Source organism: Paraburkholderia lycopersici (assembly GCF_900096975.1).
GTDB classification, from domain to species: Bacteria; Pseudomonadota; Gammaproteobacteria; order Burkholderiales; family Burkholderiaceae; genus Paraburkholderia; species Paraburkholderia lycopersici.
In genome coordinates this window covers 68,061-89,745 of sequence record NZ_FMYQ01000032.1, presented here as the reverse complement: position 1 = coordinate 89,745, position 21,685 = coordinate 68,061, and the positions used below count along the sequence as shown (strand labels likewise).

The 21,685-nt window shown below is 62.5% G+C and carries 20 protein-coding genes; 8 read left to right on the top strand and 12 right to left on the bottom strand.

Translation table 11 applies throughout. The features are described 5' to 3' along the window. Positions 1-288 precede the first annotated feature (288 nt). The 5 genes from BLU17_RS27245 to BLU17_RS27225 all read left to right on the top strand — a co-directional run bounded on the left by BLU17_RS27245 (position 289) and on the right by BLU17_RS27225 (position 6,044). A complete protein-coding gene (locus BLU17_RS27245; RefSeq protein ID WP_092004089.1) occupies positions 289-1,155 on the top strand; it encodes a DUF6216 family protein in 867 nt (288 codons plus the stop codon). Positions 1,156-1,720: 565 nt separating this feature from the next. Next, positions 1,721-2,548, top strand: coding sequence for a DUF932 domain-containing protein (locus BLU17_RS27240; protein ID WP_092004086.1), 828 nt, complete (start codon positions 1,721-1,723; stop codon positions 2,546-2,548). Between the two features lie 126 nt (positions 2,549-2,674). Next, the gene (locus BLU17_RS27235) at positions 2,675-4,786 is read left to right on the top strand and encodes a ParB/RepB/Spo0J family partition protein (protein WP_092004083.1); all 2,112 of its coding nucleotides are present in this window, start codon (positions 2,675-2,677) and stop codon (positions 4,784-4,786) included. A 68-nt stretch (positions 4,787-4,854) separates the two neighbouring features. Next, positions 4,855-5,388 (top strand): adenine nucleotide alpha hydrolase family protein, encoded by a 534-nt coding sequence (locus tag BLU17_RS27230; RefSeq protein ID WP_176929209.1) that lies wholly within the window; start codon positions 4,855-4,857, stop codon positions 5,386-5,388. Positions 5,389-5,444: 56 nt separating this feature from the next. Beyond that, entirely contained in the window at positions 5,445-6,044 is a 600-nt protein-coding gene (locus tag BLU17_RS27225; protein ID WP_143189354.1) for a methyltransferase domain-containing protein, read from the top strand. Between the two features lie 150 nt (positions 6,045-6,194). On the opposite strand, the gene BLU17_RS27220 is transcribed toward BLU17_RS27225, so the two are convergent. Further along, complete coding sequence (locus BLU17_RS27220) at positions 6,195-6,551, bottom strand: hypothetical protein (protein ID WP_245747031.1); 357 nt, start codon at positions 6,549-6,551, stop codon at positions 6,195-6,197. Between the two features lie 454 nt (positions 6,552-7,005). Between BLU17_RS27220 and BLU17_RS27215 the strand changes: the two genes are divergently transcribed. The 3 genes from BLU17_RS27215 to BLU17_RS27205 all read left to right on the top strand — a co-directional run bounded on the left by BLU17_RS27215 (position 7,006) and on the right by BLU17_RS27205 (position 9,800). Continuing rightward, the gene (locus BLU17_RS27215; RefSeq protein WP_092004077.1) at positions 7,006-7,305 is read left to right on the top strand and encodes an H-NS histone family protein; all 300 of its coding nucleotides are present in this window, start codon (positions 7,006-7,008) and stop codon (positions 7,303-7,305) included. Between the two features lie 188 nt (positions 7,306-7,493). Continuing rightward, entirely contained in the window at positions 7,494-8,795 is a 1,302-nt protein-coding gene (locus tag BLU17_RS33350; protein ID WP_092004074.1) for a hypothetical protein, read from the top strand. An 84-nt stretch (positions 8,796-8,879) separates the two neighbouring features. After that, the gene (locus tag BLU17_RS27205; protein WP_143189353.1) at positions 8,880-9,800 is read left to right on the top strand and encodes a hypothetical protein; all 921 of its coding nucleotides are present in this window, start codon (positions 8,880-8,882) and stop codon (positions 9,798-9,800) included. A gap of 122 nt (positions 9,801-9,922) precedes the next feature. Here the strand turns inward: BLU17_RS27205 and BLU17_RS27200 are convergent, their stop codons facing one another. The 11 genes from BLU17_RS27200 to BLU17_RS27150 all read right to left on the bottom strand — a co-directional run bounded on the left by BLU17_RS27200 (position 9,923) and on the right by BLU17_RS27150 (position 21,549). Beyond that, positions 9,923-10,930 carry a relaxase/mobilization nuclease domain-containing protein gene (locus tag BLU17_RS27200; RefSeq protein ID WP_092004068.1) on the bottom strand — a complete coding sequence of 336 codons (1,008 nt, stop codon included), beginning with the start codon at positions 10,928-10,930 and terminating at the stop codon, positions 9,923-9,925. Positions 10,931-10,938: 8 nt separating this feature from the next. Beyond that, positions 10,939-11,487: a plasmid mobilization relaxosome protein MobC gene (locus tag BLU17_RS27195; protein ID WP_143189352.1), complete on the bottom strand. Its 549-nt coding sequence runs from the start codon at positions 11,485-11,487 to the stop codon at positions 10,939-10,941. 4 nt (positions 11,488-11,491) lie between these two features. Then, a complete protein-coding gene (locus BLU17_RS27190) occupies positions 11,492-13,378 on the bottom strand; it encodes an LPD7 domain-containing protein (protein ID WP_092004062.1) in 1,887 nt (628 codons plus the stop codon). Positions 13,379-13,424: 46 nt separating this feature from the next. After that, on the bottom strand, positions 13,425-14,138 hold the full coding sequence (locus BLU17_RS27185) for a hypothetical protein (protein WP_143189351.1): 714 nt from the start codon (positions 14,136-14,138) through the stop codon (positions 13,425-13,427). A gap of 128 nt (positions 14,139-14,266) precedes the next feature. Then, the gene (locus BLU17_RS27180; RefSeq protein ID WP_092004055.1) at positions 14,267-16,237 is read right to left on the bottom strand and encodes a type IV secretory system conjugative DNA transfer family protein; all 1,971 of its coding nucleotides are present in this window, start codon (positions 16,235-16,237) and stop codon (positions 14,267-14,269) included. Then, entirely contained in the window at positions 16,234-16,599 is a 366-nt protein-coding gene (locus tag BLU17_RS27175; RefSeq protein WP_143189350.1) for a hypothetical protein, read from the bottom strand. Before BLU17_RS27175 ends, BLU17_RS27180 begins: the two co-directional genes overlap by 4 nt. A 20-nt stretch (positions 16,600-16,619) precedes the next feature. Next, entirely contained in the window at positions 16,620-17,390 is a 771-nt protein-coding gene (locus tag BLU17_RS27170; RefSeq protein ID WP_092004049.1) for a hypothetical protein, read from the bottom strand. Positions 17,391-17,404: 14 nt separating this feature from the next. After that, entirely contained in the window at positions 17,405-18,490 is a 1,086-nt protein-coding gene (gene virB11, locus BLU17_RS27165) for a P-type DNA transfer ATPase VirB11 (RefSeq protein ID WP_176929208.1), read from the bottom strand. Beyond that, positions 18,487-19,887 carry a type IV secretion system protein VirB10 gene (gene virB10 / locus BLU17_RS27160; RefSeq protein ID WP_092004046.1) on the bottom strand — a complete coding sequence of 467 codons (1,401 nt, stop codon included), beginning with the start codon at positions 19,885-19,887 and terminating at the stop codon, positions 18,487-18,489. The genes virB11 and virB10 overlap by 4 nt, the downstream gene beginning before the upstream one ends. Further along, the gene (locus tag BLU17_RS27155) at positions 19,880-20,818 is read right to left on the bottom strand and encodes a TrbG/VirB9 family P-type conjugative transfer protein (protein WP_092004043.1); all 939 of its coding nucleotides are present in this window, start codon (positions 20,816-20,818) and stop codon (positions 19,880-19,882) included. The genes virB10 and BLU17_RS27155 overlap by 8 nt, the downstream gene beginning before the upstream one ends. Next, positions 20,815-21,549, bottom strand: coding sequence for a VirB8 family type IV secretion system protein (locus BLU17_RS27150; RefSeq protein WP_092004040.1), 735 nt, complete (start codon positions 21,547-21,549; stop codon positions 20,815-20,817). Before BLU17_RS27150 ends, BLU17_RS27155 begins: the two co-directional genes overlap by 4 nt. Positions 21,550-21,685 lie beyond the last annotated feature (136 nt).

The following is a 21,685-nucleotide window of genomic DNA, read 5'->3' as shown; positions in this document are numbered from 1 at the left end:
TCTTTGTCAGGCATAGGTGTCCACCTCGAATTGGTGGACCCCTATGCTCCTCGCTCCTGTCGATCAGGACTAGACGTTAAAGATGGACCGCTTACGTTCGATCTAGTCCAGTCTCTTACAGACCAGTTTTCAGACTGAACGCCGTGCTTGAATTGATTTCCCCGTGAAATACGCTGACCGCCATCTGCGCCCTTTAACCTGGGCCGCCATCGCAACGCTCAATTCACGTCCGATATTCTGTTCACAATCGACGTATGGGCTCACATTCGATACCACCGCAAGGACGCCATGAATGCAATCTGGGTAGCCGTCATCACCCCGCTGGTCACGTTTTCTCTTTCCATTATCGGGTTGGCCGGATTCGCCGCCTACGCCGTCTTCCGTCTGAATTCTCCACAGATCATCCGGGAAAAAATATGGAACGCGTTCGTCGGTGACAAGGACTTCAATGACGAAAAGCTGAAATCCTTCTCCCACCATCAACTCGACCTGACACGATTCCGCGTCGTGTATGGCGTGCAGGCCCGCTCGGTCGCGGACCTGCACCGCCTGCTGTCCTGGATGGCGCGCCATCAATTCACGCCCACCGACATCAAACGCGCGCGCCGATGGATCGATCCGTCCAGGAACCGTCCGCTCAACGCCCCGGGTAAACTTCATCTCACCGTGCGCCTTGTCGTCGTTGTGATCATGATTGCCGGCTTCATGATGGTTCTGGACAAGGCGACCAGCTCCACGACGACGATGATCCGCATGCGCGTGTCGAAAACGTGGCTGTGGAGCGACGGCAGGAGCGTCGTGGGCATCGTGGGACAGGCGTGGCGGATCGACGCCCAGTCCTGCGCCCGGCACACGCTTCCCGACACGTCGATCACCGGCCTGACCGACGCGGAGACTGCCGCCATCTGTCAGGGCATCCCGAGCGGAGACCTTCAGACAACCGTGAACGAAGGATTACGGTATCAGCGGTGGAGTCTCGCCGCGATTTCAGTTTTCCTCTTTCTCGCCGGAATCAGAACCGGTCTCACCCTGTGTTTCGGCATGCGGGCACGAGAGCTCGCGCAACAACTGTCGCGAGCCACGCCGACTCAGGCAAATCCTCGCCGGGCCAGGAAAAAACGCGCGCCCTCGAACGACAGAAGAGAGTTGGCGTAATCCCGTCGGCCCCGGCACGTCATTGATCCATCACCGGACCCCATCGACGCTACACGGCGTCGTATGAATGGCATGTCCACACGACCGGATGTCCCCCTGCCTCACTGCGTGAGGCAAGGTCGGGCTCTCGTGCTGCGCATCGAGTCGCCTGCAGCGTCTCGCCCTGCCGGCTTCCATCCCTGACACCTCCGGCCCGGATTCCCCATCCGGGCCTGCGCGCTTCGCTTGCCCGGCCTCAGCGCCGTGTGCGGCCGTTGCCGCCCCCGCCGTCTTCCCTCGTTCATCACCTCTCCCGCGACTGTAGCCCGCGGGCCGGAGCCGTCAAGGCGCGTCCGGCCGTGTCCTCGCTGCGCTGCGGGCCGCCCCACCCCGGCCACGTCTTTCCTTGACGGCTCCGGCCCGCGCGCTCCTGACCGTCGCGGGCGATGAACTCAGGAAAGACGGAGGCAACGGGACAGCCCAGTGCCCTGCGCCGACGTAACCGGACAACCCGAACCCCAAAGCGGGCTCGAATCTTGGAATCCGGTTGCGCTTTTGAAAAACCATTTTTGTCAGGAGCAACACCATGCAACTTTCTTCCCGTTTCGCATCGGGTTCGCCTTCGCTGCGCTCGCACTTCCCCATTCCGGACGACGTGATCCGCACCGTGGCCCCCTCGATCTTCGCGGATGCGGCCCACGATAGTCGCTCGGATCGGTACAGCTATATCCCGACTTCGGTCGTGCTGGACGAACTGCGCGGTGAAGGGTTCCAGCCGTTCATGGTGTGCCAGACGCGCGTGCGCCACGATGACCGCCGCGAATTCACCAAGCACATGATCCGTATGCGCCACGCGAGCCAGATCGACGGGGGCGAAGCCAACGAAATCATCCTGCTCAACTCGCACGATGGCACCAGCAGCTATCAGATGCTCGCGGGCATGTTCCGCTTCGTCTGCCAGAACGGCCTCGTCTGCGGCGACACCGTGGCCGACGTGCGCGTACCGCACAAAGGCAACGTGGCCGAACAGGTGATCGAAGGCGCCTATGCCGTGCTGCACGGTTTCGGGCAGGCCCTGGCCTCGCGCGACGCCATGCAGGCCATCACGCTGGATGACGGCGAAACCGAAGTCTTCGCCCGCGCCGCGCTCGCCCTCAAGTACGACGACCCTACCCGCCCCGCGCCGGTCACCGAAGCGCAGATCCTCGCCCCGAAACGTTCCGCCGATGCGCGCGCCGACCTGTGGAGCGTCATGAACCGCGTGCAGGAAAATCTGATCAAGGGCGGTCTGGCCAGTCGCGCCGCCAATGGCCGACGCCAGCAGACCCGTCCCGTCCAGGGCATCGACCAGAACGTGCGCCTGAATCGCGCGCTCTGGCTGCTGGCCGATGGCATGCGCCAACTCAAGGCCTGATTCCCCCCGGAGGGGCGGACCGGACCATCGCGCCCCTCCGTTTTCTCCGGCGTCTGCCGGTGTGTTGTGCCGTGCTGTTGTGTTGTTTTTTCCCGTCTCTCTTTTTACTTTTAAGGATTCCTTATCATGAACGCGATTACCCCCACCGAAGCCCGCGCCGTCGCCTCGTTCGACATGGCCGATCCGGCCAGAAACCTGATTCTGGTACCGCTCGACCAACTGCTGCCGCGCCACTCGAAACTCAACGTGCGCAAGACCGCACGCCGCCTGTCGATTCCCGAACTGGCTGCGAGCATTTCCCGCGTCGGCCTGCTGCAAAACCTCATCGTCGTGCTCGCCACCGATGGCGAGCATTACGAGGTCGTGGCAGGCGACCGCCGCCTCACTGCCCTCAAACTGCTGGCGAAGAAAAAGCGCATCGCCGCCGATCATGACGTGCCCTGCCTGCTCGTGGCCGACGCGTCCGCGCGCACCGTAAGCCTCGCCGAGAACATCCTGCGCGAGGCCATGCACCCCGCCGACCAGTTCGAGGCCTTCGCGGCCCTCGTCAAGGAAGGCCGCCCCGTCGAGGACATCGCCGCCGATTTCGGCGTGTCGCCGCTCGTCGTGCAACGCCGCCTGAAACTCGCCAACGTCTCGCCCCGCCTGATGGCCGACTATCGCGGCGGCGACGTGACGCTTGAGCAACTGATGGCGCTGACCATCACGGACGATCACCGTGCGCAGGAAGCCGCGTTCTACGATGCGCCGCACTGGCAACGTGGTTCGGCCGCGCTGCGCGACCGTCTGATCGCACGCGAAGTCAGCGCCGCGCACCCGCTCGCGCGCTTCGTCGGGCTGGACACCTACACGGCGGCGGGCGGTCAGGTCATCCGCGACCTGTTCGCGGATGACGACACCGGCGTCTATCTGGGCGATTCCGCCCTGCTCGGCCAGCTTGCACAGGCCCGGCTCGACACGCTCGCCGCCGACCTGCGCGCCGAGGGTTGGGCCTGGGTCGAGGCCGTGCCGCACATCAGTCACGCCGACCGGCAGGCCTTTCATACGGCCCGCCAGCACGCCCGCGAACCGAATGCACGCGAAGCCCGCCGCATCGTCTCCCTGCAAGCCCGCATCGAGCGCACGGATACCGCACTCGACGCCGCCTGGGAGGCCGGGGACGAGGACAAGGCCGCGTCCCTGCAAGCGCGCCGCGATGCCCTAACCGACAACCTCGACGCCATTGGGGCCGGTCTGCTCGACTACACCCCGGACGTGCGCGCCGTAGCCGGGGCCATCGTGACGGTCGGACCGGACGGCGAACCCGTCACGCTGCGCGGCCTGCTGCGCGAAGCCGAAGCCCGCGCGCTCGACACGCTGGAACGCCTGAAACGCGGTCTGGCGGGACCGTCCAACGCCACCCACGCCGACGACCCCGACGACGAGACGGGCGAACCCGAACCGGTTGCCGCCTCGCTGACCAACCGCCTCGCGCAGCGCCTGAGCGCCCATCGCACTGCCGCCCTGCAAATCGAAGTGGCCCGCCATCCGCAGGTCGCGCTCGCTGCACTGGTTCACGGCATGGTGCAAGTCGTCCTGCACGACCCGTACTGCGGCCACGATCTGCCGCTCGGCGTGAAGCTGACCGTTCAGGACCGGCTCGCCGCCCTCGCACCCGACTGGCCGGAATCGCCCGCCGCCGTCGCGCTGCGCGACGTGCAGCAGGCACAGGCGGCAGCGCTGCCCACCGACAGCGACGAACTGTTCGCGGTGCTGCTCGCCATGCCGCAGAACGCACTGGTCACGCTGCTCGCCGTCTGTGTCGCACCGACCGTGGACGTGGTCACGCTGCGCGCCTCGAAAGACCAACCCGGCGAAACACTGGCGCAAGCGGTCGGGCTGGACATGGCCGCATGGTGGAAGCCGACCGCCGAAGGCTATTTCCGGCACGTCTCGAAAGCCGCGATTCTCGACGCCGCCAGAACCTTCGCATCATCCGACGTGACCCGCCTCGCGAAGCTCAGGAAGGGGGATCTGGCGACCGAAGCCGAACGGCTCGCGTCGGGCACCGGCTGGATGCCTGCCGTGTTCGGGGGCACTGCCACGCCAGCCGACACGTCCGCAGACGACCGCGAGGACGCCGGACAGACCGACGACGCGGAAGACCTCGGTCCGACGACCCACGAGGACACCGGGGCGGGTGACGTGGCTTACGAGGATGTCTCGGGCGAAATGCAGTCCCTGCCGATGGCTGCGTGATCCGTGCCGCACGCGTCCCGGCGCAGGTCGGCCGGGACGCCCCTGTCCTTCCTCGCGAGCGCCCCACCATGACCGCCCTCACGCATCCGCGACTGAACCGGGGCATGCCGCACGCGAACCGCACCGCGCCGCCCTTGCTGTCCAATGCACAGACCACCGCGTTGCGCCGCGCCCTCGATCATCGACTGCTCACCGTCTGTTTCGGCGCAGGCGTCGATTCGACCGCCCTCCTCGTCGCATTGCGCGCGGCAGGCCTGCGGCCCGATGTCATCACCTTTGCTAACACCGGCGGCGAAAAGCCCGACACGCTCGACCATCTCGACCGTATGAACGCCGTCCTCGACCACTGGCCGCGCATCGATATCTGCCGGAAAATCCCGCTCGCCTCGACCGGCTACGCCGAGCTGTACGGCAACTGCCTCGCCAACGAAACCCTGCCCTCGCTCGCCTTGGGCATGAAGTCGTGCAGCATCAAATGGAAGCAGACACCGCAGGACCAGTTTCTTAAAGGCGCACGCTCCGGTCCCAATGTGCGAGCGCCGCATCCGCCCCGGATCACGGCGCAGACCACCGGACAACGCATCGTCAAGCTGATCGGATAGACCGCCCCGCCACCGTGCCGGATGCGCAATGCGCCGCCGAATTCGAGCGCGAAATCGTGCCGCGCACGCCTTCGCGTGCCGCTACCGCGACCGACACCGGCGAAGCGAAACCTTATCAGAACATGCGCGGACAACTGCGGGCCGGGGTTCAGGTGGTCAGCGCGCCGCAGCTTTTCCCGACACCCGCCCCGCTCGCTGCGTGCATGATCGGGATGGCGGGCATCATGCCGGGTCATGCCTTACTGGAACCGAGCGCGGGAACGGGCCGGATTCTGGAAGCCCTGGACGCGGCCTGCCCCGTTGCTTCGCTGTCCGTGACGGCGGTCGAACTGAATCATGCACTCGCGGCCACGCTCGCCGCCCGCTTTCCGCAAGCCCGCACGATCTGCCGGGACTTTCTGGAATGCGGCGAGGAACTGGGAACGTTCGACCGGATTCTGATGAATCCGCCGTTCGTGCAGACGCAGGACATCGACCATATCCGACACGCGCTCAAGTTTCTGAAACCGGGCGGGCAGTTGGTCGCGATCTGTGCAAATGGTCCCCGGCAAGCCGAACAGCTTCGGACACACGCAGAGGAAAGCGGCGGCATCTGGGAACCGCTGCCCGCTGGCGCTTCAGCGAATCCAGCACAGACGTGCATGCCGTGCTGTTAACGATTGAACGCTAGAGGCATGATTCCGGCGGGTATGTCCCGCCGGACTGTCACGCACGCAACAGGCGGACGGGCAGGCGAGCGCAAACGGGATCGACCCGCTTGCGCTCGCATCGCTCATATCGCGCGCCGATAAATCGCTGCCATAGCGTCAGCTATCCAGCACGCTCGCTCGACCTGATTTCAGAAACGCCTGCAATTGCTCCCATTCACGCACGTATTGATGCGAGGGTGCGGCAGCCAGTTGCGCATCGTGCAACGACAGGATCTGTCCAACGATGTTCAGTTCATCTGCTTGAAGTGCCCACTTCCTGCTCGCCACCGCGCGTTCAATACAGCTTTCCAGTACCCGCTCGCCCTGTCGGACCAACTCGATATCCACATCAGCCGGGATCACGTCGCGCAGAAACCACGCGAGATACACCACCCGCAGCAGGCAACTCATCTGGGCCTGCCCACCCGCCCCTGCCTGGACAGCGGCTAAGGCCAGATGATTCTCGAGCGACATCGCTCTCGTCCGTGCAGACGGCAATGGCAGCAGTTCGCTTTTGGTAAGCGGCTTACGCCTCGGCGTTCGACGATTTCCTGATATGTTCCAGCGGGATAAAAGGCGTAATCCTATACCAGTGCACCCCACGAATGCGGATAAGCGAACAGGCCGGATTTCGCATTCATCTTGAGCAATAAAAGCGCCGGATCAATTTTTCATCGTTGAAAATTTTTATCCGAGTGCAGGATAGGCCAGTGGGCCGGATCTACCGGTAATACAAAAACCAGATGCTGTCAGCAATCGAGTCCTGCCGACGCGATATGCTCCCGGTCAAAGCGAGAATCGAACAGCGGCCTATGAAAACCTTTTTTCCACCGTGCCTGCCGTGGTCCATCGACTTCAGACTGGTGATAGCCCATCGAATATGGCGGCTATACTCGTGCTATCCCAACCACAGCAAAAGGATCCATGTATGGCAACCCGGGACTATAAGACCTTGAAAACCCAGCTGGAAAAGCTGCAAGTGGAAACGGAGGCAGCGCGCGTTGCTGAAGTCAAAGCTGTGATTGCAGAAATCCGCTCGAGGGCCGCGGAGTACGGTCTGACCGCAGAGGACATCTTCCCCCGCAAGAAAACACGAATCACCAAAGCGACCGCTCCTCTCGCGCCGAAGTACCAGGATCCGAAGACCGGCGTAACCTGGTCAGGTAAAGGCCGTGCGCCCGCGTGGATACGTGATGTGAAGAACCGCGACAGATTTCTGATCCGGTGATGACCGGCGCCCCGCCTCGCTTGTGCGGAGCGTTTCTACATGCATCGAGCCGATCTGGATCGACGGCAACAGACCGCCGCAGTCAACCCATGGCACTCCATCACAGCGTCTGTTTGAACGATTGACTGAGCTTGGGATCGGCAGACCGCCGCAGGCGGCAAACATGAATAGATCAAGGACGGTTTCACATGGCGACCTTACCTGACGAGGCACTGTCCACCATTTGGCAAAACGACTTCACGGTTGGCAACCTGATTGACTATGCGCGTGCTTCACGGGATCTGTCATCGCATATTCGCGTGCTTAACTTGGAGGGCTACAAGCATCTGGTCGTTCCGAGCCGGGGCGCAGTGCCATTCATTAGCGCCGCCTCAACGGTGTGGCGACTCGAAGGCAGGTCACTCCCAACCTGGAAGGAACGGCTTCAGCAGAAGATCGCCCACATTGAATCCCCGTTCATGCAACAACTGGTTCTGCCGTTCTCAGCGGATCCCCACGACGCGACACAGACAACCGCGGCAATCAGAAAGTACTGGAGCCAGGTACTCGCTGCAATTGTTAGGCGTGACGGCAAGGATCCCTACCTAGGTTTCTACAAGGTCCTAGTCGAACGGCTGGCAAAACGGACCTGGCCTAGCTCGTTGCCACGCGACCTGCCGCAGGCAAAATTCATCTTCATTGACACGGTTGTGTCCGGAAGAGCGATCTGTGAAATCATCGAGGCCTTCGGGGAGATTGGACTCGACCAATGCCACTTCCTCCTGATCGCCGACGAAAACGGAAAAAAGATTGTTTCCCCGTACCGGCAGGTCATCGACAATCTGATCAACCTGAACCGCTGCACCCTCATTCCCGTCGACCGCCTCTTTACGGAAGACCGAGGACCAGCGGTCAGCGGTGTCTGGAGCACCGTTTATCCCCAAGTGCTTGATGCCGTCCGCAACAAATATGTGTGGGCAAACGATGCCTACGGGGCGGGAACGTTCTATCACCGGGTTTCCAGTTCACAGGTAGAGCCAGCGAAAGGGATCGGCGATGCTGCCTACAACATGCCCGTCACGCTCATGTACGCATCCCTTTCTGTAAATATCCACACTGCTCTAAGCGCCTTCCATGAACGAGAAGGCGTCAAGGAAACCATTACGTCCATTTTGGGCCACGCTCACCCTGATGTAGACAGCCTTGTCGCGAAACAGCAATCTTCAATTGATGAGCGTCTGCAAAGGCAGCTCGACTATCAGCTTGCCTCCTTCCGCGAGGATATCAAGGAACTGAAACCTTATTCACCGCTAGACAGGAAAACGACCAAGTTGTTGGCTGAACCCAGAGTTCTGGCAGCGCTTCCCAATGCTATCGTTGACGTTTCCAGTTCTCATCTCGTCCGGGTCTCGCTCCCGGATAGCGAAATCACGGCCTTCATGCAAGAGGTCGATCGTGAGCTTGGTTCAGGGCAGGACGTGCTGGCGAACGACTGGTTCCGAAACCGGTAGCACCTGCTTGCATCATCGTCAGGGCCATCAGCGGCAGAGCCCGGAAAATCCGCAAGTCTATTTTTGGGCAAACCAGAATACATCATGAGCAACGATCTCTATCTAGTGCTAGACGAATCTCTTGCGAAAGGACACGCGACGAGAGAAGAAAATTTTGACGGTGAACTCGGGGTCATCGCAGGTTATTTTGTTCGAGGAAGCAATATACAGCGGACACGACGGGCGCTTGAAACGATTCGCTCCAGCTTCGATATAGGGGAGGACAGAAAGCATCATGTAACGGATGTCGCAGCGTCCGAGCAACAACGCGCCAGGAAAACAATTTTCGACCACTTTGACGATCGGGAGCTGTCGTTGATCTATGAAGCCCTCTATGTGCAAGGGCTGCATAACGACAACAGGCGAACGAACGAGTTGATGCAAAAGGCACGCGAGAATCGCCGGTCAAATGTCAGCATCCCATGGCGACCGGAGAACGAACGCTTGCTCTCCGTCATTTTCGAGCATGTATTTGGAAAGGCTGTTGCTTACGCGCTGGATCACTTCGATTCGGAGATCAATATTTCGGTTATCACCGATACACTGGATGACGCGATTCTCGATGAGTTCCGACAACGCGCGACCAATCTTCTCGCTATGGGCGAACCCAAGGAGACACAGATCAAGGCCTACGATCGCGAGAAGAATGAACCGCTTGTGCTCGCAGGCAGGTCTTCGATGACAGGCAACAGCTTCACAAGACGGCTACGTAACGTGACCTATTCGATCGCCAAAGAAGACTCTGGATTGACCTTTGCTGCCGATGTACTTGCCAATTCAGTTGGATACCAATTGATGCAGAACGTGAAAGCAAAAGGCAAGATCGATCTGAATTCCAGAGCAGCAATCGCTGGGCACCGCCTTGAACACTACTTCTATGGTGTGACAGACGGAACGGGCATGCGCAACCCCTCCGACACAATTTACAGGCATCCGGGCCAAACGGACGGGAACGACTCAATTTGATCCCGAACCGGGGAAGCAAAGGCAGACCAGGGGGTTAGTGGTAGTGAGAAAACCTGACTATCGCTGGCCAAGAAAACGAACAGAGGTACACGGGCGCCCCACAGTCCCTCTGACACCGATATTCAATGCTCAATATCAGGACTATCTTCCTGATCGGGAAGCCCAGCTGACTGCATGGCCCCACCCACGGTTACCTGATATCCGCTGTTCGATCGCGTCAAACCTCGTGCATAGACCACTACTGGCATCGTCCGCACGAAGCCAGCGATCGCCCTGGCTATACCCCGCTCATCGGCGCGAGGCGACTCAGCCAGCACACTCGCTACCGCACGCCACGCAGACAATGTAGTCAGGTACACATCGAACATCACTTGCGGATCGTGGAATAACTCCCTACGTGGGCACATGGTGACGCCTCGTTCCCGCATATGCCTGACTTCCTGTCGCTCGAATGGTTGCGTCACCCCACGCGTACGCCGCGGCGTCGCATTCGCTTCGACACCCCGATCACGTAATTCCTGCGCGAATCGCTCACGCCATCGTTGCAAGTCCGCTTTGCGCGGATTGAGCCGACGACTATCCCGACCTCGCGCGAGCACGACGATATGCACATGCGGATGCGCCTCATCGTCATGCGCCGCAAACACGTAGTCGCGCTGCTCGCCGAACTCTTCACGCGCAAAGGCGCGCGCCGCATCCTTGACCGCGCCCCGATCGGTTCCCGGCGGCATCGACAGCATGACGTTAAACGCCTCGCGCTTCGAACTTGCCTCGGCGATGCCCCGCCCTGCGACGCGCCACATCTGCACCAGATCCTGCACCTCACCCCGACCAGAAATCGTGTTGCCGTCCTGGTCTTCGAGCTCAACCTGACCATGCCGGCTGATGTAGTCCAGATGCGCGCGGATCGCACGCAAACCATTCCGGGTACCCGGCCGGTTCGTGATCTTCACCATCACCTCGGGCACGCGCTGTACCGTACGCTCGATCTGCGCACGCAACGCCGATGGCGTTCCCGACCAGGCACCACGACTCGCCCGGGGTGCCTTACGCGCACACACGGGCTCATAGAACAGGCGATCGCCCCACTGCAACAGCAGGCCGTCGGCGTTGATGAGAGGTTTCGGCATGCTGGCCCCTAACGACGCCAGCGTTCCAGATTGGCACGATGCATGTCGTGGGCAGCTTTCAGGTGAGCATCGATTTCCCGGCGCAGCGCATCGATTACGATCAGACGACCGCGTTGAGCGCTCAGGGCAGGATTCGCATTCAACGTGCGCGTGAGCTGGTTCAGGTTACGACCAATCGCTGCCAGTTGATAGTTCGACATCTCCAGCGCAGCGACCTCCCGGTCTCCCAGTTGCGGATACCGGGTGATCTGCGCGCGCACCATTGCCACAAGGAACCGGTTGAGCGTAAAACCCATACGTTTCGCGGTGCCGCTGACTGCCTCGTACTCGCCACGGCTGAACTGCACCTTGACCGCAATCCGTTCATCTCCATCGGCAGATGCCACGGGCAGAAGCTGACGCACATCGGAGCCGAGCACACGGGCAACCATCTGCCTCACGGCATCGTTAACCGTCACACCCTGCCGCTGGCACCACGCCGCGAATTCGTCTTTCATGTCCCCCAAGGGAACATCGATGCGATCGGCTCTTGCGCGGCGGCCTGTCGGTTGATCCATCGGTTCACCTCGAAGGTACGGCCGGCGTGGCCGGGTGCAAGACACGCTCGACCTCCGGCGCGACCGCAGGTGCCGCCGGGGTGTCCCGCGAGCGAGGCTGTTGCGTTCGCCCCGTAGGATCAAATACGCGTGGCACCGGCACTGGCACACCCTGTTCGTTCAACCGATTGAGCACGAGGTCCGCTTTCGCCTGTACCTTCGCCACAGACCTGTCGCTGAAACCCTGCGCACGCATGGCCTCGGCAATCACGCTCATGTGCAACGCGCGCTGTGGATCGCTGCGCTCCGTGCTTTCGTCCGGCGTTGGCGTGCGTGGCTCGGCGGTAGCCGTCCAGACATAACGTTCAATTGTGCGCCGTTCGGCCCCCGTCACCGTGCCCTCCCCATTTACTGCGACAACGTCGGCATCGACACGACGACGGCCATAGTTCGCCAGACGGACTCGATCACCTGGTTGCCCCCCCTCGGCAGCAATTGCCCGCTCAAGATCGGCACCCCACACCGTCAACTGACGTCCATCAGGCTCGCGCAGTGTCGCGAAATACGTAGGCTGCGCACCGACACGATTCTGATACGGAGCGCGACCGTGCGCGACGAGCTCGCCCCGAAATTCTGATTCGTGTGACCAGCCGGTCATATCTACCGTTGTCGGCGCGATCATTGGTTGAACAGTCGGCCCCTGTTGATCAACTGCAGGCGAACCGGTCGTCTTCGTTCCGGATCGCGACGACGACGGCATATCGTGCGGCACACGCTCCGTACCAACCAACTCGACCCGCCAGACATTGCGCTCGACCGCCTTTGGCTGCTCGCCAATCACCTGGCCGGCCACGTCCCGCACAGGCTCATTGACGGTCACGGGCTGACGCCCGAGATTCGACAACGTAATCATCTGCCCCGACTGGGCGCCGCTGGCCTGCATGGCGCGCTCAAGATCGACACCCCAAACGGTTTTGTCAGTACCGGCCGAATCGCGTAGTGTCACGAAATACGATCGCGTGCCGTCCGCCTCGTGCTGATAGGGTGCAGCTCCATGCTGGATCAACTGCCCCGTCCATCCAGTCGCTGGCGCCGCCTCCTTACTGGCAAGCTTCTCCGATACCGGCGTGCCAGCCGACCCCATCTGCTCGACGCGATTCGTCATCCGTGCCTGCATCAGCTCCGCCAAACTGGCGCGATCACGCTCGTTCGGGACATAACCCGTCACACCGATACCGCGAACGGCTGCCTCCATCCAGGCCGCCCGCCGGAAATCCTCATGCCCCTTCACGCGAATATGGGTCCAGCCCTTCGCCAGCGCCATCTCCGCCATCGACTCGGCGATATCGGGCCGGTTATGTGCCGTTACCATGCGCACGCCGCGATCCTCGAAGGCCATTTCGCGCGAACCGTCACGCAGGAAATAGCGAGGACCGACCTGCAAAAAACGCTTCGATACGCTGTCCGGCGGCGTCGCAAGCGGCGCGGCCACCGAAGAGGCCGCTGCCGGCTTCGTCTCGCCAGACGGCGGCTTCCCCGTCTGGCCGGGCTGCATCTGCCGAGCGACACCGCGCACGGCCGTCTGCTCTCCCACACGATCGGTTGGCGTCTCCCCATTCGCGGTCTCGGCCGATGGCAGACCAGGCGGCGCCCAGCTCGGTACCTGCATGCCCTCCCTGGCGGCGGCCAGATCCCGCTGACGCCGCCGCTTCAATGCGTCCAGAGCCGCCGGATCGACCCAATCTGATCGCACGGTATTCTGGTGATCCTGGTTCGCTGTCGGCGGCACATCCAGCGCAGCATGCTCGTGCGACCATTCCCGCTCGATCGAATTGACCGGCGCGGTCGCCTCACCGATCGGGGCTGCCGTGTCGGTCACGCCGTGCCCGCGTGTTTGTTCGTGCTCGTCCATCTGATCGGCCCTCCAGCCTGTTCCGCACTCAAGCGACCAACGCGGCCTAACGATCCGGCGCTTCGGCCGACTTCGACTGGCGCTCGGCCTGACGCGCCTTCGCGTCTTCCAGCGCGGTACTGCGCGCGGCTTTGACCCGATCCCAGGACTTGCTCCTGGCTGCGTCGAGCTGATTGCCGAAGGCTTCGCCGAATCCCAGTTCCGTGGCCGACTTCTTCAGGGATCGAACCACCTTCTCCATCTGGTCACGCTGCCGGTCATAGGGATAGACTTTCGACTGGTCGCCGGTATATCCGACCTGCACTTCCGCGCCATTGAGCCGCTGGTTCTCGTTGCACCACTTCAGACGGCTATCGACGAACTCCATGTTCTGCTTGTCGTGAAACACCACGCTTCGCGTGGCGACTTCCTGCACCAGATAGCGATCGGTGTTGAACACCTCGCCCTTGTACAGCCCGTTCTCACGCGGCACGCCCATCCGGACGTCGGCACCGAAACGCTGCTGCGCCGCGGCCCTGATTTCCATCGGCACGTCCTTGAACTCGAAAAGCGGATTGCCGATCTGACGCAACTGCTCCACAGGCGGCGCATCCGGGGTGGATTGCTGGGGTGTCGCGGATGCCGCACGACTCTCCGCGCGCGTTGGTGCGGCACCTTCCGTCGTCGAAGGCACATCCAGAGATTCCGCCTGCGCACTCCTGGCGGCAGAGGCTTTCCGGCTACGTCTGGTCGTTTGGGGTTGCCCGGTTATATCGCTCATGATCTGTACTCCTTTCTGACTACCAGAAAATAGCCACCCAGATACAATGCCGGACGGCCGCTTATCCGAATCTGCCCGCGATAACCCGCGCGCGATTTCCAGATAGACTCAACACAAACGCCTACGGATCAGCTATCCACCGTTGCGCTCGTCTTCTTCGATCGGGATGTCGACGCACGACGCGTGCCCTTGCTACGCGATGACGGCTTCCGAACCGCAGGTTTCTCCGACACGGCAACCCGCTCGGCCAGCATCGACGATAGGGACTCGCCCTCTTCCCATGCCCCTGCGCCGTCACTCACATCCGTCGGCGGAGGCGTCGTCAACGCATCCGCATCCACTTCGAGACTGCCGCCGAAGAATTCGACATCGTTGTCCAGCACGCGCTGCGCCATCTCGGGTGCAAGCGGTTCCGGCTCGCTCGATACTTCGATACCGGCCAGATCGGCATCAACCTGTTCCAGCGCATTGCGTAGCGGCGCCGGCGGTACGCCCACGCTCTTGAAATACCAGTCGACCAGGGCCGGCACATCCTCGTCGGCCACATCCTCGAAGGCTTCCAACGAATCCGGTAGACCCTGGACATTCATGTCCGCCAGAATCTCCAGATGCTCGACCGGCACCGTGAGCCGCCCGGCTTCGTCCAGATCCGTGCGTAGCACATCCCGCAGGCGATGCTCGACGCGCGCCTGATAATTCGCCACGTCCAACGGCTTGACGGCCGGCGCCGGCAACACGCGCGACTGGAACACCGGGTCGCGGTAATAGACAATCTTGTTCGCTAGAATGGGCTTGGTGTTTTCGAGCAGGATGATTTCGCGGTCCTGGCCCAGTTCCTTCAATTCCTGCGGTAGCAGCAAGGCACGGCGCTGATCGGAAACGCTTTCGCTCAGGCCGCCCTTCGCCATCCAGCCGCGCGGCCGGCTGACGCTGACCGACTTCTGCGTGAAGTAACCCAACATCTCGGAATACGCATTCGCGTCCGCCTGTTCGCGTGGCGGATAGAGGAGCTGCATCGCGCAGTTCGTGGCGAATGTGCGTGCGTCCTCACGGCCATAGACTGATTCGAGCTGCGCGATCGACTGGATGATCGCGAGCAGGCGCAGGTTGTATCCGGCCATATATGACACCGCCTTTGCGATGATCCCCACCTTGCCGATCGAGGTGAACTCGTCCATCAACATCAGGCATTGATATTTCAGACTCGGATCGTCTTGCGGCAGTTGCTTCGTATTGACGTTGACCAACTGCGAGAACATCAGGTTGAGCAGTACCGCGGATTCGGCCAGATGATCCGGCGTAATGCCCAGATAGACGGTCATCTTCTTCCGGCGCACGTCACGCAGGTCGAAATCGTTCTCGCTTGTGGCCGCATCGACCACCGGGTTCGCCCAGATAACGAGAGGGGCATTGAACGTCGCAAGAATGCTGGCCAGCACCCGGTCGTCGTTCGCGAGAAAGCGGTTCAATGCGTCCACACACGCGCCCGAGAGCACCGCCCCGTAGTTCGCAAGCATCGAGCCGAGATATTGCTTGACGGGTTCGCCCTTGCCAGACGACTGGCGCAACACCTCGCCGATCGTGACCGGGTAATTCGGCAAGTTCAGATCGCCGGCATTCTTGCGTGTGCGCGCGTCGCGCAGCTCGCACAACAGGAGCGTGAGCCCGAGGAACAGGTTGCGAGCCGAGTCGTTCCAGAACGAATCATGACCGCCCGAGGGATACAGCGCATAGCCGATCGCGAGGATGTCGCCGACCCGGAAAATGCCATCGGAAATAGCAGACAGCGGGTTATAGCGCGCCGTGCGGAAATCCTCGGCAAACGGGTTGAACAGGTACACCTCGTGGCCGTGCGCCTGCCGGAAACCCGCCGTGATCGTGAAATTCTCCTGCTTGATGTCGAGCACGATCACGGAATGCTCGTACGACAGCAGATTGGGAATCACGATCCCCACGCCCTTGCCCGAGCGCGTCGGCGCCGCGAGCAAGACGAACTGCTGACCTGCGAACTTCAGGTAGCGACCACGCCAGACGCCCACCACGAGCGGCGGGCCAGCCGGCCTGGATACGGCAGCAGCGGAAGCGACGAAGGCGCTCATAACAAACCCGCCTCGCGGATCTCCGCCTCGGTCGCAAAGCGCGCGCTGCCGTGCAAGGCGCGCTGCCCCATCTGCGCACGCACGAGGCCGATCAAGACCAGCGGCCCGATGAAGGCCAGTCCGCCGCCAATCACACCCGCCATCGCGAGACGCTTGCCGTAGCCCTTGAGCCAGCCGTTCAACCAGTCCGTCAGCGCGTCGATATAGCCGAAGCCCCCCGCCTGCAACGGGTTGTGGTGCGCGAGCACGAAGAACACGAAGCCCGCGATCCAGAGTGCGGCGATCGACGCAATACCAAGTGCTGCCAGCACGCCGACCGTGATCGTGAGCATGCGCATACTGCGGCCAAGGGGATGTCGCATGACGTTATCTCCCTACCGGATCAGAAGGGCACGCCATCGGACGCGTCGTCGAAACCGGACGCCGGATTCGTATCGACGCGCGACGCGTCATCTGGCGTCGACATCGACTCGCTGGGGCCGTTACCATAGGCCGCAAAAGACGGGGCGATCTGATCCTCGATCAGGCGACGATGAAATTCGAGCTTGACCTGGGCGCGCGTCTGCGCGACCAGTTCGCGGCTGTCGAGCCCTTGCTCGCGCAACGCCGTGATCTTGTCCTGCACCAGCGTTTCAGCCACGCGGAACAATCCACCGGGACCGCGGATCTCGTGTCCTTGCCGATCCCGCAAACTTGCAGCATGGTTGGCATAACCATTCTCGATCTTGCCAAAGACCGTCAGCCGAACGTGATCGCCCGGCGTCACGCCCAGCAGTTTTTGCGTGAGCATCTGTCCGGGACCGGTATTCAATCCCAGCGACACCAGATAGGCTTCGCCACCGTCGACGAGCTTCACGCGCAGATAGGGGTAACTCAAACCGCGCGCAGCGTCCGATTGTTCCGCGTAGTACGCAGCCACGATCTCGCCCGACAGCGCTTCGGACTGAAGGCCACGCGCGGTAAGCTGCCGGCGCGCTTCGAGCGTTAGCCCGGTATAACCCGTAAACCCGGCTTTCCAGGCATCGGGTTCGAAACCGTCTCTCACCTCGCGGAGGATGGCGGTGCTTTGTGGCGTCGCTTCCATCAACCAGCCGACCACCGGGTTATAGCCAAACCACAGCGCGCCGCGCGGCTTGATCTGTTCTCGTGCCATGATGATTCTCCTATTCAGGCCATTTCCAGTTTCTTGATGGGATCGAAAGCGATTTCGGTCATCCGCCGGGCCTTGCCGGTCTGGCGACCCTGGGCATCGAACGTCGGTCGCGCTTCAAGATGGGCAATCACGTCCACGGTCAGCGTCAGCAGGCGCTTGAGTGCCGCGTCGTCATAGCCGTGCGCCTCCGGGTGTTCCTTCGCCATGAGCGCGAAACGCTCCAGAGCCACGGCCGGTGAACGCGCGTGATAGGTGCAGAGCGAACCCTCGTGCCCCGTCGTCATCAGCTTCAGGAAATCGAAGGCTTCGGCGCCGCGCAGCTCGGCAAGCAGCACGCGGTCCGGCTTCATGCGCATCGCGCATGCAATCAGATCAGCCGGTGTGACTTTGGCCTGCCCCTGCCCGCCCTTGCTATAGAGCAGATGCACCACGTTCTGGAGGTGCGGCAAAAACAGCTCGCGCACGTCTTCGATCGTGACAACGCGCTCGGTCTTGCCGATATGGAGAGAAAGCGATTTCGTGAAAGTCGTCTTGCCCGAACCCGTGTCGCCAACCGGCACGATGTTCTTGCGCTCCGCGACCGCCTGGATGAAGAACTCGACAAAACGCTTCGCCTCGAGCAGCTCGATCAGATGACGGTCCACCGGACTCAAGGCACTTCGCATCCGCTCCAACCCAGCCGGTGCACGCCAGATCGTGTCCTTGAACACACCTCGGCCACGGTAGGATTCGAGCGCAATCACCGACGAAGATGGTTTGCGAATCGTGAACGAGATCGTGCGTGGCGGCACGGCGGGCGGCACCACAATCTGGATACGTTCGTCATCGGGTAGCAGCGCGGAAAGAATCGGCCGTTGTGCCGAGATGCCCTGACTGGTGAAGGTCGCGACCGCCACCGCAATCGCTTCCAGCCGCCCGGATGTGAGATCCGGCATCTCATGGATGCGCCAGCCCGTCTCCGTTTCGGTCAGAGCCCAGCCTGCATTGTTGATGACCAGCTCCGTCACGCCGTCGGTTGCCAGCAGCGCGGCGATTTCCGGCATCAGGATGCGCAGCGCCGCATCGGCCGGCAGCCGCTCGTCGATATCGCGCAGGCTCATGGCTTCGCCTCCAGTTGATAAACGCTGCTGAAGTCGATATCGCGCGCGAGCACGATCAGGAAATCCGCGCCCTGATTCTTCGTGATCGTCGGCGGAATATTGATGGTGCTGTTGAGCACCTTGTCCGCCATGTCGTTGCCGGTCTGCTCGGTGTTCTGGAACACCACCGTGCCGTTCGACGAATTACTGCGCGAGGCCAGATAGCCGATCGAATCCTGCACGAGCGACAGCATGAAAGCTGCCCCCAGGCGTTCGCCCCAGTGGTTATCGACCGCACCATCGATCCCCATGCGACCCAACGCGTCGGCGGCCGGCGATTCGATCTGCACGAACACCCCGTTCGGTGTCTGGATGCGCGCCGACAGGATGAACACGCGCCGCTGCCCCTGGGCGGGAGCCGACCGGAACTCGGTATTGATCGTCGAGCCACGTTCGATCAGCAGCACATGCCCGGTATCCGAATACACGTTGGACGTGACCGTACACGTGCTGATGCCGGCCAGGGTCGAGTCGAACGCCGTATCGCCCGCGCAGGCGATCTTGGCACCAGCCGACAGGCGCAGATCGCGGTTCCCGGCCAGGCTCGCCTGGGTCGCATGGATCACGGTCGGCGTGAGCGCCGCCGTCAGCGCATTGGACGAGCCACTGGCCGCAACGCTACCCGATGTCGTGCCAGGCACACCGTCGGCCGCGCCCGATGTACCAGACGCACCGACACCGGCCGGCGCATCACCCGATCCGACAATCAGATCCGCGTCGTACCAGCTCGCAGCCGAATGCGATGCCACCGGACCATTCGCGGATGCTGGCAAGCCGGCATGTCCGTTCGCCGGCGTGGTCGCCTGTGCCGCGGATGCGGCCGACACAACGGATGCCGCCACGGCCGACAGTGGCGCCGCCCCGGATGCGCTCGAGGGCGCCTGCGCGGCTATATCGAACGAGCGCCCGCCGGCCGGCTTGTCGCTCGCGACGTCGCGCGCATGCTTAGCCTCCGCCTGGTGCAACGTCACCACGCGATGCACGGCCCAGATGGCGCCGGCCAGGGTCACCGCGACAAACGCCAGAATCCCCAGCCAGCGCTTCGCGATTCCGCCGGCACCCTGCCGGTGCCGGTTGAGATCCGGAAAGCCGTCCGGATGCTCCGGCCGCGCCGGTTCGCTATGCGGGCCTGTCAGCGCGGCCGTGGGCGAAACAGCCGCGTTACCTACATCGGCCGAGCTTGCCTGGGAAGGCCTTGCTGCACCGTCAGGCGTCTCACGTTGCGGCGTCGGCGGCACATCGTACAAGTCGGCATGCTCCGCATCGGTCTGCGCGGTGTTCAGATCACCCACGCCGCGCGGCTCCGATCCGGACGCCGACGATTCCAGTCTCGACGGACGGTTCAGTTCGTCACTCATCGCGGCCTCCCTGCGTTGCCTGCTCCGCCGATTCTTTCGATGACGGCGCCTTCAGCGTCCGTACGATGCCGGGCACCGTCGTGCCGTCCGCGGGCGGCACGCCGTTGAGGTCATAGGCGTTGTTCCACAGCTCGACGACCTCGTCACCCAGACGCAGCACCCAGCGCCGGGCCACTTCGTGCAGGACGATCCGGTCCCCGTCCATATGCTTGTCCGGCACGTGCTCGGAGCCGTCTTCACCGACCCGGAACACCGAGGGGATCTTCCGGTTGCCCGGGATCTCGACATAGGTAAAGCGCCCGTCGTCCCACATCGCCGAAGGCACGATGTCGTCGGAACCCGTCGCCGCCTGCATGGTGTAGGCGAGATTGCGCTTGACGGCGGGTGCCGCCTCGCGCTGTGCGATCAGATGCGCCTCGGTTTTGGCCGCGTCGCGCGCGGCCAGCTCGTCGCGATACGAAAACGTCACGCGATACATCGCCCCTTCGCTGCCCGTCGGCGTGGATGGCAGCACCACCAGATCGAACGCATAGTCGTGCCGATCCGTATGCACGATCAGGTTCGTGTTGTGCGCATGGCTGCCCGGCTTCAGGAAAATGTCCGAATCGCCCTTGCAGGCGGAAATCTTCCAGTCGGGTGCCGGCGCGTCGGCACGATCCGCGCTGGGCGCACGACCGCAGCCCTCGACTTCGCCGCTATCGCCCATGCCCACGCGCTCGATATGCTCGCCCGCGCCCAGTACGATCTGGGTGCCGGCGCCGCGCTGGGTCGTCACCTGCACGACCTCGCTGTCGTCATACAGCACCTGGCGCACGCGGCTGTCGCCGCGATAACCTGGGATCTGGATCGCCAACGCGGACGAGCTCGCGAGCATCGCCAAACCGCAGGCAATACTCCACGGCAATGCCCGTCGAAAAAGATTCGAGTTCATCGCTGGGCCTCCGTCGACGACGCAGAAACAGATATGCCCGGTGCCGAACTGTCCTGACTACTCTGACAAACGCCGTAATCGGCATCACGGCTATAGGCCGTCACCTTGAAGCCCAGCGGATTGAGCGTGCCTTCGCGCTCACGCTGCAGCAGCCTGGGCTTGTACTGGTAGGCGATCGTCGCGAGAAAGCATTCGGGCCGCTCGACCTGGCCGTGATCGACCGTCGTCCGCATGAAGCGCACGACGGCCCGCCCTGGCTCGCCGGGCGGCAGGCTCGTCGACAGGATCTTGATGCGGTGCTCGATATCGGGGCCGAGGGTTTTGTCGAGCGCGCCAGGACCGGCATAAATCTGCTCGTAGTCGTGCTGGGCCCGGCCGTCGCTCATCGTGCGCACGGTGTCGTAGTCCATCTGCAGGAACGGCCAGAAGTACCGCTCGCGCGTCTGGACATAGGTCGTGAGCCAATGCTTGTCGATCAGCTCGGTCAACTTGACGTGCCGCGCATCGAGCACGTCGATGACCTCGGCATCGCCCGTCAGCCGGTCCACCTCGATCGGCAATGGAATCAGCCGGTAGAACGGCAGCATCGAGGCGAAGGCCACCGCGCACGCCACGGCGATGACGGACGCGACCTTCGCGACCTGCCAGGCACGGCGCTCGGAACGCTCCTGCATTTGCAGCATCGACGCTTCCCAGTCGAGCGCCTGGGTCGAATGTTTAAGGAGCGTCATGCCACACCTCCGGCATGGGTCGCTGCCTGCACCGGAAGCGCGATCGCGGCGGATGCCGGCATCGGATTGACGGGCACGCGATGACGGCCATCGGGCATCGGCGGTGGACGGGACGCGCTACTGCACCCTGAATCGC